This is a genomic window from Haladaptatus cibarius D43, from assembly GCF_000710615.1.
Taxonomy (GTDB): domain Archaea; phylum Halobacteriota; class Halobacteria; order Halobacteriales; family Haladaptataceae; genus Haladaptatus; species Haladaptatus cibarius.
This window is the reverse complement of record NZ_JDTH01000008.1, coordinates 19298-34408: the sequence shown is the minus strand read 5'-3', so window position 1 is coordinate 34408 and position 15111 is coordinate 19298. Positions and strand designations below refer to the sequence as shown.

The 15111-nt window shown below is 49.1% G+C and carries 10 protein-coding genes; 3 read left to right on the top strand and 7 right to left on the bottom strand.

Annotated elements, in window-relative coordinates; genetic code table 11:
- The first annotated feature begins 46 nt into the window (after nt 1–46).
- Together HL45_RS17505 and HL45_RS20945 are read left to right on the top strand one after the other, a co-directional pair.
- A complete protein-coding gene (locus HL45_RS17505) occupies nt 47–1807 on the top strand; it encodes an MBL fold metallo-hydrolase (RefSeq protein WP_233274835.1) in 1761 nt (586 codons plus the stop codon).
- 70 nt (nt 1808–1877) lie between these two features.
- Nucleotides 1878–2048 (top strand): hypothetical protein, encoded by a 171-nt coding sequence (locus tag HL45_RS20945; protein WP_158413718.1) that lies wholly within the window; start codon nt 1878–1880, stop codon nt 2046–2048.
- 52 nt (nt 2049–2100) lie between these two features.
- Here HL45_RS20945 and HL45_RS17500 read toward each other — a convergent pair whose 3' ends face one another.
- The 4 genes from HL45_RS17500 to HL45_RS17485 form a co-directional block, all read right to left on the bottom strand.
- Nucleotides 2101–2721: a hypothetical protein gene (locus HL45_RS17500; RefSeq protein WP_049972506.1), complete on the bottom strand. Its 621-nt coding sequence runs from the start codon at nt 2719–2721 to the stop codon at nt 2101–2103.
- A gap of 106 nt (nt 2722–2827) precedes the next feature.
- Nucleotides 2828–4135 carry a DUF6414 family protein gene (locus HL45_RS17495; RefSeq protein WP_049972505.1) on the bottom strand — a complete coding sequence of 436 codons (1308 nt, stop codon included), beginning with the start codon at nt 4133–4135 and terminating at the stop codon, nt 2828–2830.
- Nucleotides 4135–5379: an ATP-binding protein gene (locus HL45_RS17490; protein ID WP_049972504.1), complete on the bottom strand. Its 1245-nt coding sequence runs from the start codon at nt 5377–5379 to the stop codon at nt 4135–4137. The genes HL45_RS17495 and HL45_RS17490 overlap by 1 nt, the downstream gene beginning before the upstream one ends.
- 72 nt (nt 5380–5451) lie before the next feature.
- Nucleotides 5452–7548 carry a minichromosome maintenance protein MCM gene (locus tag HL45_RS17485; RefSeq protein ID WP_049972503.1) on the bottom strand — a complete coding sequence of 699 codons (2097 nt, stop codon included), beginning with the start codon at nt 7546–7548 and terminating at the stop codon, nt 5452–5454.
- Between the two features lie 184 nt (nt 7549–7732).
- Here HL45_RS17485 and HL45_RS17480 point away from each other — a divergent pair, with 184 nt between their 5' ends.
- On the top strand, nt 7733–8848 hold the full coding sequence (locus HL45_RS17480; protein WP_049972502.1) for a hypothetical protein: 1116 nt from the start codon (nt 7733–7735) through the stop codon (nt 8846–8848).
- A gap of 218 nt (nt 8849–9066) precedes the next feature.
- On the opposite strand, the gene HL45_RS17475 is transcribed toward HL45_RS17480, so the two are convergent.
- From HL45_RS17475 to HL45_RS17465, 3 genes are all read right to left on the bottom strand, one after another.
- Nucleotides 9067–11262 (bottom strand): KAP family P-loop NTPase fold protein, encoded by a 2196-nt coding sequence (locus tag HL45_RS17475; protein WP_049972501.1) that lies wholly within the window; start codon nt 11260–11262, stop codon nt 9067–9069.
- 335 nt (nt 11263–11597) lie between these two features.
- Nucleotides 11598–12731 (bottom strand): citrate synthase/methylcitrate synthase, encoded by a 1134-nt coding sequence (locus tag HL45_RS17470; protein WP_049972500.1) that lies wholly within the window; start codon nt 12729–12731, stop codon nt 11598–11600.
- A 242-nt stretch (nt 12732–12973) separates the two neighbouring features.
- Entirely contained in the window at nt 12974–14419 is a 1446-nt protein-coding gene (locus HL45_RS17465; RefSeq protein ID WP_049972499.1) for a citrate/2-methylcitrate synthase, read from the bottom strand.
- Nucleotides 14420–15111: the final 692 nt, after the last annotated feature.

The window sequence follows — 15111 nt, the reverse complement described above, 5'->3', positions numbered from 1 at the left end:
CCCTACCGATGCAGGAATGGAGTTTGATCCGCTGGATCACTTTGGTGTGACGCCGAATGAAAATTCACCATTGGTTGTCACGCCTCGCGGTGGGGCACGCGAAGTTGGACGGAGTTGTTATCAAGTCGATACCGAGCAGACAACGTATCTCGTCGATTGCGGGCTGAACCAAGGAGGTGGCGACAAGTTCCCTGACTTTAGAGGACTCTCTCCAGAGCAGGTCGATGCTGTTTTCCTCACACACGCGCACGTCGATCACTGCGGTGGGCTTCCCGTCCTCGAAGCAAAAGGACTCCTCGACGATGACGCGCCAATTCTGGCGACCCCTCCGACGATTGACCTTGCACAACTCCTCCTCGAAGATTCGCTCAAAATACACAAACGCGAGGCGCAACGTCCCGGTCGCGAACAACAGTTCGACCGGCAACATCTCGAGGCGACCTTTGAACGATTTGAACCCGTAGACTTCGGAGGCGGTCGCGTTGAGGCGCTTGCTCCGACACCTGATGAAGAACCACTTATCTTCCAGTACGGAAATGCAGGTCACCTCCTCGGTTCGGCGTGGCTCATGCTTCAGACAGGTGGGTATCGAGTCGTCTTCTCGGGCGACATCGGCGGTCGAGCAACCCACCTCCCAGATATACAGGCACCTCCCGGTGCCGATCTTCTGCTGATGGAATCAACGTATGGGAGCCAGCATAGCCACACATCGATGCATGATGCACGGTCTGACCTTTTCTCTGCTGTCGAGCAGGCTGTCGAGAACCGTCAACCCGTTCTGATTCCAACGTTCGCAGTTGGCCGAGCTCAACTCCTCCAATTATTATTCAAAGAGCGATTCATATCTCACCCGAGCGATATTCAGTCTCGGGTTCAGCTTGCTGTTGACGGAATGGCGCAAGATGCGACCGGAATTTACCATGATTACGTGTTGGACGACACCTATATGGACGAGACGATAGTCAACCGTGCGAAAAACAGCGGACAAGACCGACCTTTCCTCCCGGATGGGGCTGGATTTCCGCAGAACGATGAAGAGCGCCACAACCTGCTTACCGACACTGATCCGCTCTCTGGTGGGACGGTTCCCGTGGTCATCTCTCCGTCTGGAATGCTGACTGGCGGTAATTCGCCACGCTATCTCGTTGAGTTCGCCGCTCGGTTCGAGGACGCGAAGATATTCCTCACTGGCTATCAGGCGAAGGAGACGACTGGACGGACACTCCAGAACTACCTCGACGCTGGTGAGGACGAAGTAACGATTACGACTGATGCGACTCCCTTCGACACTGACTGGCCGACGTCTGAGTCCGTGACGTGGACGAGTGTTGAGACTGACAACGGATTCGAGCAACTGACCCGAGCAACCATCCCAACAGAGTGGATAGAACAGGTGAGCGGCTTGAGTGGCCACGCGGCCCAGCATGGTTTGCTGAAGTATGCTCGTGATATCGAGCCATCAACCGTTGCGATGGTTCACGGCCCGGACTACGCACAAGATCACCTTTCACGCCACTTCGGGAAGAATCTCGACAGTGCCGAGAAGGTAACTCGCTCGCGGCTACTCACACCGATACCAGTCTCCCGAGATATTGAACTCGATACGGCAACGCTCACGCCAGAGCACTTCGAGAGCGGCCCTGACCGCCTTCGAAATCACGTCGAAACACTTCATAAGGAGATTGCGTCGTTGAACGAGGAGCTAGCCGCACTCCGACACGGCGACGACAGTAGACGAAGTGAGGAAGAAGTTCGGCGTCTTATCCGTGATGAACTACAGAATACTTCTGGTGAGTACCGGGAATAACTAGTTTAGTCGTGGCACCAAGTGTGAGATATAAGAAAATTTAAATAGGTGAAAATATCAAAATCCATCTATGGGAATTATGGATGCGATGATAAGTAGTATTATTCAAGTAATCTCCGGATTGCTGGGTTTTGCACTTCTTTTTGGTGGTGCTCAACAAGCGGCATTCGGTAGTGGAACATTCGGAACAATTGTAGCACTGATCGGAATTGTACTGATACTGTTCGCTTCCAAACTATAGTTGTTCAGATTAGTCATTCCCGCAGAGAAATGACTATTAACTGTTCTATCTGCTATGTTTTTCCTAATTTCTCACCGGCCCATACCACTAATTTCGGATGTGGATAGGTCAGACAAATCCGGATTCGCTTGAGTAATCCACTGTGAGAACTCTCGTGCGCTTTTCGATGACACTCCTGGTAGTTAACTGCCCCAATTTTCGAGAGGACGAACAGCTCTGCATATCCTTCATCAATCCACGTTACGATGACGTAGTAGAGAACAACGAGAGCACTCACGATTAGAAATGCCATCGCATAATACGGCTGTTGACTCGTTGGCGCAGAGAGGGCGGACGATAACATGGAAATAAGCAGAAATGGGAGGCTGAATAGACCAAGAGCGGAACTCAAGAGCAAGGGAATGAGTAGGATACGAGGTAACAGATGCATTTGAGAGTGGCCGACCTCGTGAAGAAACGTGAACTCTTCAAGATCATCAGGACGCTCTCGAAGTTTGTTTTTGTTCAGGATGATCGTTCCCCACGGTGTATATTGCCCTGCCATCCACCCATCGGTATCGACCCAGTAGACTATCCGTTCAATTCCCTTGGTCTGATATTTCTCTGTCTTTTTAATCCCGCCAAGAAGTAACCGTGCATAAATACCCGTTAGAACTCCTTTCAGTGTAGCCATTGACTTATTCAGTACTTTTATAGTAATTCAAATAAAATTATCTTTATTGTCATCCACTATCATTCTAGATAATCACTGTCGAGTTCAAGACCTGTTCTAATCCTCGTTACCAATAGATAGCTACAATTTGACTCTCGATTTGAAGGCCGTCAACACTTGTTCTCGTTTCCCTATCACCCATTGATTGATGTTCACTGAATATCATTCTATCAGTAGCCTCTGCTTCATCCCCTTTCGATAAGTCGATATTGTGTTCCCTGAGATAAATTGCATATTCCTTATAAAAATTGACCAATTCTGTACTTCCGGATGGTGTAAGTGCTGGAATCCCGTTTTCGAGCACATACTCGGTCATAAACTCCCGATGAAGAGTGTCAGTCCTATTATCAATTCCCGCTCGGTCATCAAATTCAGTGAGAGCATCCATCCACTGATCTAGATCGGCATCACCACTGTACTGTTCGCTTGCTTCCTCTTCTGCGAGTGCCGAGGCACGTTCCATAAATTGAGTTAACGCCTGGGCAAGTGGTGGAGAGACTGTTTCAATTTTTTGCGCGAGGCTCAAGGGACGCCATGGTTCGTCTTCATAAAGTTCCTTTACGCGACAAAACACTGTGTACTCTCCTCCATCGAACAAGGCATCAGGAATGTCCTGCCAGAGCTTCATAGTGTTTAATTGCCCAACGATATGAAGCGGCTCTCCGTCGGGGTTATCTGATTCAACAGGTTGAATTCTCCCATTCTTAACCTGATAATCAAGAACGCGCCCACTCACCGGAACCTCCGACCCAAACATTGACTCGATCAGTTCCAACGTATCTTCCTCCTCCAGACCTACCGACTCGGGAATATTCTCCTGAATATACATCATCACTGTATAAAACCGATATAGGTAGTGTGTTTTGAGCTCAACATCGACGCGAAGAACATCACTTCGTTCTATCTCAGAAATGTCTATCTCATCTTTTTTATTAGTATCAAGAACGCCTAGGTCTACATCGTTCCGTCGATGTTGATCTAACTGATCAAAGAGTGACTGAATCGCGTAATTATGCACCACCTCAGACGAGTTCTCTCCCATCTCTACCCGTTCTCCCTCTACCTTTGCACCCACTCCAGAGATACTCGCGTTTATACCACCAGAAACTCGATCCTCCGAGCGACTCCCAATCTGTTCAATCCGTTCCTGTTTGATGGCTCCTTCAATAGATGCGAGAAGGCTTACAACACTATCCCGGTCAAGATAAACAAATTCTCGAAGCTCTCTCTCGTACTCATGTTCGTCTGTATCCAATCCTGAATTTTCGTCAACTGAGTCCTCTACCAAATCCTGATCAGACGGTTCATCATCTAGCGACTGGTTTTCCTTCTCTTGCCCATTCCACAATTTTGAAAGCCACGTTTTAATTCCCATTAATGTACATCCTCCTCAGCTTCTTGCTCTCGACGTCGTTGCGCCTCCTTATTGTTGATTTGAGTCTGTACCCTTTCATAGGCACGCTCAATATCCATCCGATGTATTGTTGGACTCGCCCCTTTGTCCCGCTCTTCTTTTAGTAAAATCTCCCCAATCTCCTCAAATAGCGACTCAATATGAGCACCTGTCCAGCCGCTCGTCTTCTCAACGAGATCATCAAGAGATATGCTATCATCGAAATTAATACCTGGTTTATGGATATTCAGAATTTCTCGTCGGCCTTCGCGCGATGGTCGAGAAAATTCGACTTCCCGCCCAAACCGACCTGGGCGTCGGAGTGCCGGATCAATCGCATCGATTAGATTGGTCGTTCCAATTACCACCACCCGCCCGCGATCTTCAATACCATCCATTAGTGACAGCAATTGACCGACTGTCCGACGCCCAGCATCCATTGTCTTGTCCCGTCTCGGAGCCATTGAATCAATCTCGTCAAAAAAGATAATCGCTGGTTGATTCTGTTGTGCCTTCTCAAATAAATCCCGAAGTCTCCGTGCAGTACCCCCAACCAATTCGTGAGATAACTCCGGCCCCCTGATGCTAAAGAAGGATGCTTCTTCAACCTGGTTGGCTACTATTTTTGCCAGATATGTTTTTCCAGTCCCGGGCGGCCCGTAGAAGAGTACGCCTTTCGGGGCATCCATTCCTACGGTTTCGAATCGCTCTGGCTCCTTTAGAGGTACTTCTACTTTGTATCTCACTTCCTCGACGACATCGTCCATCCCTCCAAAATCAGAGTACTGCTTATCTGGCACATTCTCTTGTTCCAAATCAGATGAATTCGTCTCATTTAATTCTCGCCACTGACTCTCCCGATTATCCAGTTCGACGATATCTTCTTTAAATACGGTGTAAAATTCACCTAGGTCTGTGAGTAATACTCCATCACCGGGTGAAATGTCGTCATCTGGCTTGGGAAGGATCCGTTTCTCGGTATCAGTCTGCACTAAAATGTATTCATTAGTACATTTCTTGACAAGCGCTTGTTGTCCCACTGGATGGTTCTTTTGTGCTAACCCAATCGCCTTATCTCTCCCGTAGCAGTCTTCAACTTCGACGAAGTCACCACAGGTTACTTGTTGCGAAACCTCATTTCGAACTGTGATTATCTCACCGTTTTGATCAACCAGCAGGTGCCGATCATCTACAGCAAGTACTTTTAACACCCGGTCATTATCCATATTCCTTCGTTGTCGCGTCTACTTATGATATCTTTGCAATATGATACCGATACATCGATTGCTCTGAGCCGTTTACGTAGATCGAAGGTAGTCGGTCGAGGGTTCGTAGGCTTCTCCCTTCTGTTTCAGTTGCTCAATTACGTACTCAACTTTCGAAGGCTCCATACCCATTTCAGAAGCTTTGTCGAGTACAACGTCTACTGGGGCACCCTTATCGTAGTTTTCGTCGACCTCTTCGATGAGGTGTTTTATCGCATCCTCTTTGTCGTCATATTCTCGACTCGTCCCGGTTTCGACCACGTCGGCGTCGAACTGCCCCGTTTCCGGGTCAACCCCAATGTCCTTCAAACATGACTGAACGATATCGATGACGCGATCTGCGTCTTCCTGTTCGACTGTATCCGAGAGTCGAACTCGTGCGCTTGCTTCCGCCAGCCGAACGAGTGCTTCCAGCTTTCGGGCTGACACCGGAACCGGCGCATCCTCGTCCGCAGCTTTCGAACGCAAATCGACGTAGAAGTCCCGAATCGCCTGACGGGCCTCCGGTTTCATCGTTGGATAGATGTTCGATTTCGCGTAGGCGATGTACTTGCGAAGGAGTTCTGCGTCGATGGCCGGAGTGATTTCTTCTGTCTGGCTTCGCACCTGTTCTTCGCTGATGTTCGGGGCGTCGATTTCGGTTCGCTGAGTGTTCAACTCTCCCGCAAAGTTGGTTTGTAGGATATGTTCCGCGAGTCGTGCGTCGTGGTCTGGGTCGGGCTGGTCTGTCACCGTGAAGATGAGGTCGAACTGCGAGATGAGCTCGGGTTCGAGGTCTAGCTGCTCTCCGATCGGCTCGTACTGATCGAACCGTCCGTACTTCGGATGTGCCGAGGCGAGAACCGATGCCCGCGCTTTCAGTTGCTCCGAGACGGTGGCTTTGTTCACCTTCACCGTCTGGTCTTCAAGCACGTCGATGAGAGCCGCTCCCTGTTCGTCGTTGAATTTGTCCAGACTCTCAAGACATGCGAGACCACGGTCGGCGAGTGGAAGCGCACCAGCTTCCACAGCCCACGTCTTATCACCGCGACTCGTCTTTTTGGTGCGCTTCATCGACGCGGTGAGGCCAACCGACGAACTGCCAGATCCGGAGGCGCTGATCGTGCGTGGGGAGAGAACACCTGCGTAGTCGAGCAGACGACTTTCATAGGGGCCAGGGTCGCCGAAGAGTGCTATGTGAATGTCGCCACGAATACGAGTCCCGTCCGGAAGATGTTTTGTGACTCCCCCGAACAGTTGGAGAATCATCGCCAATTTCTCCTCCTCGTATCCATAAATCGAGGGGGCCACGGAGCTAACCATCTGGTCGTAAATGTCTGATTGATTGGACTGTTCAACGATGCTTTCCTTGTCTTCGTCCGTGATGTCCATATCCTCGAACTCTTCGTCCTCGATGACGACCGAGAGACCGTCGATGATCTTGTCTGCGATAGAAGCATCTGTGTGATCATCATTGAGGATACGCACGATACCAGTTACAGTCACGGTTTCACCGGGTGCGACATCTCCTGCGATGTCGTCTTCGACCGTCACGACAATGCTTGCTTCTCCATCTTTCGTCGCATTCCCCGGACGACGTTTTAGGAGAAGCGTCTGCCTGTCGATGTACTCTGAGTGGTCAACGTTGATGCGGAATGGCCCCTGTCGCTCGCATCCTTGGCACTCATGAGGTTCCTGCGTCTCACCGAGACTGCTCTGTGGAATGAGCGTTAGCGTCCCGCACCGCTGGCATTCGAAGGCGGCTTCCTGTATCTTACTGCGAACAGCCGATGCACGTTCGACGGTTCCCCGTAGTGAGACGAGCGTGCGGACATGCCGTGAACGGATCTCTCCGATTTCGGTTATTTCGGGGAGGTTTTGGACACGGACATGTGCTTGTCCGAGGCCCACGTCCACAGGGAGGTCGTACAAACGAAGCGCTTCTTCGGCGTACTCTTGCAACTGTTTCGGTTGCGCAAGGTAATCATCTGCAATATCTGTGTCGTACCGATACAGGTCGTTCCAATCGATGTACAGCGAGCGCTTTTCATTCGGATAGTTTTGGGCGAGTTCTCCGACTTGGTCGGCGTAATATCGACGGTAGAACTGCTCGAATCGGTCTACTAGTTCAGTATGGTTCGCGCGTGCCATCTTAGTTCGCTGATGCGTACCCGGTAGGAAAATCTTTGCGAACTGTTTACTCCGACCTTGTGACGTTTCGGAAGAAGCAGGCGGTTCGCCGGAATCTATTAGTGAGTAATTTGAACTCTGGGTGCTTCCATCAAATCTTTACCGTGATTTACAAGTAGCGAAAAAACACAATTTAGAGTCAATAATGTCGGGTGATTCCTCTCGTTGCCCAGTCACCGGAAAGAACACCGATTGGATGATTCCTTCAAACCAGATGATCATTCGGCGGTACAAGCCTTTGCGTTATTTCGCATCAACGCTTGAGAACGGGTTCCGGGCTGGCCAAGCCGCCGAATATGAGGAACGCGAGGGACAAGCTTCTAACCCAGCTCGTGATCGTGAACGTCAACGTTCAGCACAGACCGAGCAGATATTGGATAACGGCGAGGAAATGGATCTCGCTACTGGGTATGAACAGATGCGTGGAGATGCCCGTTCGCACTACTATGCGAACTGCTGGCGACTTGGGACAAATGAAGATCCAGAGATTTGGGATCAATACGCTGATGGGCTAGGTGTGGCGATTGAGACCACATACGAGCAGGTTGAGCGACACGTCGAGGAAGAAGGACTGTACATGGGGATCGTCCGATACCTAGATTACGAGGTGGATACCACCCCGACAGGAATCCCATACGCGATGTACTTCTTCAAGCATCGGCAGTTCGACTGTGAACAAGAGTTCCGGATACTCGCGAACCGTGGCGGTAATCCGACGATACAGATAGACGGCCGTGAAACACCGTCCGAGACGATTCCTGACAACCCGGAGTACATCAATCTGCGTGCAGATCTGGACGCGCTGATCAATCGAGTTATTCTTTCGCCACGTGCTGATGATGAGGTTCGAATTCAGGTTGAAGAGACGTTAGATGAATACGATGTGACTGCGCCGGTAGTCTCGTCTCAGTTGACAGACTCATCGGTTCATCACGATACCTACGACGCAGAACTCGGCGGAGCAGCCAACTACGAAGCCAGTGAAGAGTATCTAAATAGAGTAATCGAAGGCTTTTTTCAGAAAACAGACTGGGACATCTGGAACACTGTGGATGTGGTTCAGTTAAATCAACAAGGAGAGTTACATCCTCGTACGACGTTCGTGGAATGTTTTCGCTATGTTGACGACCCACCCGAACGTTTGGAGTATGGCCAAGAACACCTGAACTACGAGATTAGAGTGCACCGGGTTGTCAATGGTGAATACCAAGATACCTTCCTGAACGAGATTGCTGAAGAGACGAACGCTGAGTTGGAGTAAAAATGGCTGTGTTGGGGGGCAGGATTCTGCTTGGCTCATTCAGCATTGCAACGCCTACCCACTCCACTTTAGGATAGCAAACGACCGAACAAAGCTAGCGTCCTCGAAGTTCATGCTCGGAAATATAACCGACGAGATGCCAGAAGCACTTGAAGAACTGATTGATAAGATTCGCTACTGGCGCAGTAACTGACGTCACCGTAATCCTACTCTTAACCTCAGAATCCCAGTCGGGTTGGATCCTTACCTTCCTCTAAATCCTTTTGTCCCTGTTTGAATACATCCATGATATGTTGTTGCTCTTCAGTCACCTCTTTGTAATCCAGTTCGCGAATTTTTTCTTCCACTACTGAAATGTTTAGATAGGGCTCCAGTTCTTGAGGATCTACTCGATGGCGAATCACTTCACCTTCTGCTGTAGACCCATGGTGTTCATGAAAGAAAGTTTCAATAAAGGAGAGCAGATCCTCTGTATCTTGTACAACTTTACTCGCCCACTCTGCTTGTTGCTCGGAATCAGACCATTCTGCCCACGATTTCAAGATATGTGTTGTTCTTAGCGTATCGAGAAGCTCTTCCTCATCTGCTGCTTTCTGGATTAGTTGGATAGCTATCTGCTTCAACTCCATTAGTTGATTCTCATTTACAAGCCGATTCTCCTCCGCTAGTTCACGTTTGCTGTATTCTCCATGCTCGTTGGCTGCATTTGTAACCAACCATACTGGCATAAAAGCCGAATCACTACGATTCATTGCTTCTTGGAGTACTGGGAGACGATCCTCTTTATCGAGCCTGTTTAACAGCGACCAAACTATATTTTTAATAGACAATTCAATATCTAATCCAAGGTCGTCAGATGATTCAATCGCGAGGAGATCTTCCCCAGCAATGAAAATTGCCTCAACAACCCGCTCAATGTTCTTTTCTGGGATCTCGTCTAAATACTCTGTAAACTGCTCCAAAAGAATAGCTCCTTGAGATCTCTCTCCATCTTCGTCTCTCTTGACAATGTCAGATAGAACGTCACAAAATGTTTGTGTATCATTGGTTGCTTCGAGAACGGTGTTTATCTTGCTGATTGAGACTCCCTCCCGAGGGATAGTCAGCCTGAAATAAAAATCGAACATATGTGGATGGCAAATTCTCCTGCGTTTGAGGTGCGTCTCTGAATTTTCTCTATACAAGAAAAATGCATCACTTAGATCGCGGAAGGTTGGAAATAGTGTTGTTAGAATATTAGACACTGAACCATCTATTTCGTCTAATTCCTCTTCTGTAACCCAGAACCCCTGCCCAGAGTTTCCTTCATCATTTTCACGGAAGTCTATTTGTCTCCGTTGACTATCTATTTTTTTAGTAAGCTCTTCTTTTCCATCACGGATTTCCTCATACATTTCTCGCCTGAATATACGAAGCGCTTCGATCCCGACCAAATCGACAATATTAATTTCCTCCTCCAAAGCACCATACGAGATCTCGATCGCATTTGAAAGTCGAATTGCATCTCGTGGAGTCTCTAGAAGTTCCTTCACCCCGTTATGGTACATTTGTTGCCAACGTTGCTTATCAAATTTCGCTTCCCTGACCTGCTCATCAAGTTGGCTGCGGAATTGCAGATCTATAGACTGGCTTTGTGGTGTGGGAATATGAACAGGAAGTTGTATTATTTTATCTAAGTACTCCTCACCATTTCGGAACCCTCCCTCACCTTCTAAAGCGTCAACCACCACATTCTGGTCGAACGCTAGAATGTAGGTGACGTTTGGAAAATCAGCAACACTCTTTACGAGACGGAACATCTGCTTTATCTCCATCTCGGTAAGACGATCGATATCGTCAATCATAATGACGATGTTCCGATCTTCCTCTCTAAGCCCAGCCGAGATTTCGTCTTTGAGGATTTCAACGGAAGTGTTGGCAGATTCTTCATCTGCCAACTCTGCTAAAACGCCGATGGTTTTTTCGGCCTTAGGAACTCCAGTCATCGCTCCGATAGGGAGCGATGAGACTTTAGTCCCTAACGACGCAATCTTTCCCCGCACTTCTTTAAATCGAGATTCATCGTCACCATTTTGCAATCCCGCCTGTAACTGAAAGAAGAATTTCTCGATAAGGTCGTGTTGTCCCGAGAACCACCACGGGTTGAACCGGATAATCTGCGGGGAGCAGTCTCCATTTTCATCTTCACCTTCTGTCTCGTACTCTTGCTCAAGATAGTACTTGACGAAGTTGAGAATTGTACTCTTTCCCAGCCCCCACTGACCATAGATTCCGATGATGAACTCGGTCGTCGGAACCTTCGCGTCAATCGTATCTGATAGATGCTCGGCGAATTCTGCATATCCTAGCTCATCGTCTTCTGGGTTTGTTTTCGCGGTGTCTGGTACAAGAGAAAGTTCCTCGTCTTCAGGCATAAGAGATTGTTCGTCGGAAAAGTATTACCACTTTGGTCAATGATTTTATAAATGGTACTCCGTATATATAAAATGGTACCTCTGTATGGCTCACCCCTCGATTCCTCGGTCAAATTGGCCCGAAACGTCCGTCTTGCTTATCCAAATTCTCATCTTTCACAACCTCGGAGGATAGGTTTGATGCGTGACTTTCTTTCAACGCAGTCGCCGCTGACTCGGCTCCTAAAAATAGGTCTACAGAGGCGTGTGGCTGTCGGTTCTTTTATTCCATAGTGGAAACTATGTATGAGTCAGATGAATTGGACAATTATTTTATATTAAATAGCGTGATTTTTCTAGCGGGTATTTGTTGGAGTCCACGATCGGCCACGGTCACCGACGTAAATGGACACAGGGCGAATTATCTTGTTATCTGCTAACTGCTCAAGACAATGAGCCACCCAACCACCGACTCGTGACACAGCGAAGGTGGTCGTAAACAACTCCTGTGGGATGCCAACTCCATGCAGAAGTACGGCTGTGTAGAACTCAACGTTTGTTTCGAGTTTTCGGTCAGGCTTGTGGTCGGCCAGTCGACTAACCGCAGTCTCTTCGAATCCTTCGACAAATCCGAAGAATGCTCTGTCACCCGATCCAGAATAAAACCGTTCAGCGGCACCGGAGAGGACCTCTGCACGTGGATCGCGCGTGCGATACACTCGGTGTCCAAAGCCCATAAGCCGCTCACCAGAATCGAGTTTCTCCTGCACATAACCCTCCGGGTCTCCAGATTCGTGTGCTGCGAGGAGCATCTCCAAAACCGGTCCAGGTGCTCCACCGTGAAGCGGTCCCTTTAGTGACCCTACTGCACCCGTTACTGCTGAAACGAGGTCTGAATCGGACGATGCGATAGACCGAGCGACAAAGGTGGATGCATTCAGTCCGTGGTCAACAACCGTATTGAGGTAGGTTTCGAGCCCTCTCACAGCTGCGGGGTCGGGCTCTTCGCCAGACAGCATATAGAGGTAGTTCGCGGTATGGCCGAGGTCGTCGTGTGGATCCACCGGCTCTTTACCTGAGTGATATCGCCAATAGGTCGCGACGATAGTTGGGATCACACTCACCAGTCGCTTGGCGTAGTCCGTCGATTTTGTCAAGTCAGAGCCAAGATTGGCTGCGGCCACACCCATTCGCAGAGCGTCCATCGCGTCCGCGTTTTCTTGTGCGGCTTGTCGAAGTACCTGTTTGGCTTCCTTGGAGATTTTGCGATAGCCAGCGAGTTCCGTGCAGAACGATTCGAGTTCCGATTTCGTCGGACGTCGGTCGTTAAACAACAGGAAAACACTTTCCTCGTAGATCGCATTCTTGGCAAGTTCCTCAACAGAGTATCCTCCAATGATGAGTTCACCAGCCTCGCCGTCGATAGTACTGAGTCGTGTTTCCGCGACGGCGATGTCTTCTAATCCTCGGTGGAGCTTTTGGTCAACCATGCTAATCCGTATAGAGAAAAGAGAGAATTGAAGATAGGGCTTTGGAGAAGACCATTTCTCTTCTAATGCTAATCATCATCCAACGCAGGAACATGATCAAGCAGTGTACCGATTGTTCTCGTGTTTACCTATTGTCTCAGAAGATAGTGGGAGACAACTCTATCGGAGGTTTCCAACAATCATCGGGCTATGAAATAGTCTCAATATTACAGGGTAAATCTACTTCCCCTATCGGTGACTCATTATTCGATTATTTGTGCGAGCAATTGCTCGTCATCAACGAGCACTTCAATGACCTTCCGGCCCGTATCAGACAATGAATAACCCGCATCTGTATTCGTGATATATATGCTACGAAGTTTTCGGAGATGATAGTTGAACCGCCCCTTATCGTCGATTGAACTCTGCGCTCGAATCGACGAGTACGAAAGTGGCTTCGCTGACTCATACAGAATTAACAACAACTCCAACCGATCGGGTTCTGAAAGAGTGCCAAGAATTGAGGATATCCCCTTCAAATCGTTGGATGAAGGCGGACTCGAATCGCCCGCGACATATCTGTCCGAGCGCGAAATCCACGACCGTTCCTCTGGGCCGATATATCGTGTTCGAGGTCGAAGTAGTGTCTCGCTTTCGAGCTGTTCGAGGTAGTGAGCCATCCAGCCGGCGGAACGTCCGATAGCAAAGATCGCGGTGAACAATTCCGATGGAATGTCGAGTTCGGAAAGGAGAACTGCCGCGTAGTAATCGACAGTCACGTGCATTTGTCGCTTGGGGTAGTGTTCAGAAAAATAGTCCTCAGCGGCGGCCTCAAGCTCTTGTGCGTTCCTAAGGAACGATGTTGACTCTTGCCCCTTGACAACGCGTTCTGCCGATCTTTCGATGATTTTCGCTCGCGGATCTCGAGTGTTATAGACGACATGACCAAATCCAGGTAACGATCCGTCGTTCTCCAGTCGCTCTTGAACATACGTTGTTGGATTTGTCCCGTCATCAAGGTCAGTGAACATCTCAAAAATTCGTTCGAGTGCTCCACCGTGTCGTGGTCCCTTGAGTGCTCCTACGGCACCGGTAGCCGCCGAAAGTGGATCGGACCCGGTTGACCCGATAATCCGAGCGGTGAATGTTGAGGCATTAAGGCCGTGTTCGATAATACTTATCAGATACGTTTCTAGCCTCTTTACAGTCGATTCGGCCGGCTCTACCCCGGAAAGCATATATAAAAAATTCGCTGTGTGAGTTAGGTCGTCACGCGGATGTATGGGCTCTAACCCTCGCCGATACCGCCAGTAGGCTGCGATGACTGTTGGGCATATTGCGACGACGCGCCGGGTAGCCATGAGGGTGTCCTCACTGTCAAAATAGAGACTCCCGGCCCCCAACCCCATCCGGAGTACATCTATTGCCGGCACATCTTCTTCAGCACCTGCCTGAATTAGACTGTAGACATCCTCTGTGAGGTTTCGAGCGGACGAGAGCTCGTTCGTGAACTCGGCTAACTCTTTGTCGGTCGGGAGTCGGCCGTTGAACAACAACCACGCTACTTCTTCGTAACCTGCATTCTCAGCAAGGTCTTCGACCGAGAACCCCTGAATTCGCAACTCGCCGGTGTCGCTGTTGATTTCGCTGAGGCCAGTTTCAGCAACTGCGGTGAAAGAGAGGCCCGGATCGAAGACGGAGGGAGTCACAGTATCTCAGATATTTTCATCACGTTATCAACAGTGTTACGGAGAAGGTCTCCACTGTACATCAGATAGAGGAAATCAACTTATAAGAAAAGTCTCAGCTGATATAGGGCGAAACGGGAACTTGTTAGGTGGTGCTGTCATTTCCTTGTCGGGGGCTCCTCCGGTGAACCGCTCACTTCACTCTCGGTGCGAGACGCGTAGATCTACTAGTAAGATATTTTTCAGTATGCTATGAAATGAAGGCACACAAAAATCGTATCCTCTGAGATTGTGGAAGTTGAAAGAACCCTACAATAACTGAACCGTCTCAGCGTTCATGAACACTGAGGCGGTTCAGAAAGAACGCCGCGTATTCTCGATTACTCTTGAGTCCGGTAAACCGGTTTTTGCTCGCCATCCCCGTTTCGTCTGTCGATGTTACTCTTGAGTATGGTGTCCGAGTCTTCAACGGTCTCGTTTCTGCCAATAGCGAGACCGAACACGTCTAGAACGGGGAACCAGTCTCTACAGAGGGTTTGCAGCATTCGACCACCCATTCTCATTTTCCGAGGATCAATACCCCGAGTGGCATCCCTCATTGTATTCGTTTCGCGGCATGGTCAAGCTGTTCTGCTATCGAGAAATCACTGGAGAGAGTTACCGATCATTGACGCGCCAGCAAGAACTTGCGGAAGTTTTTGGGCTGAAGCGAA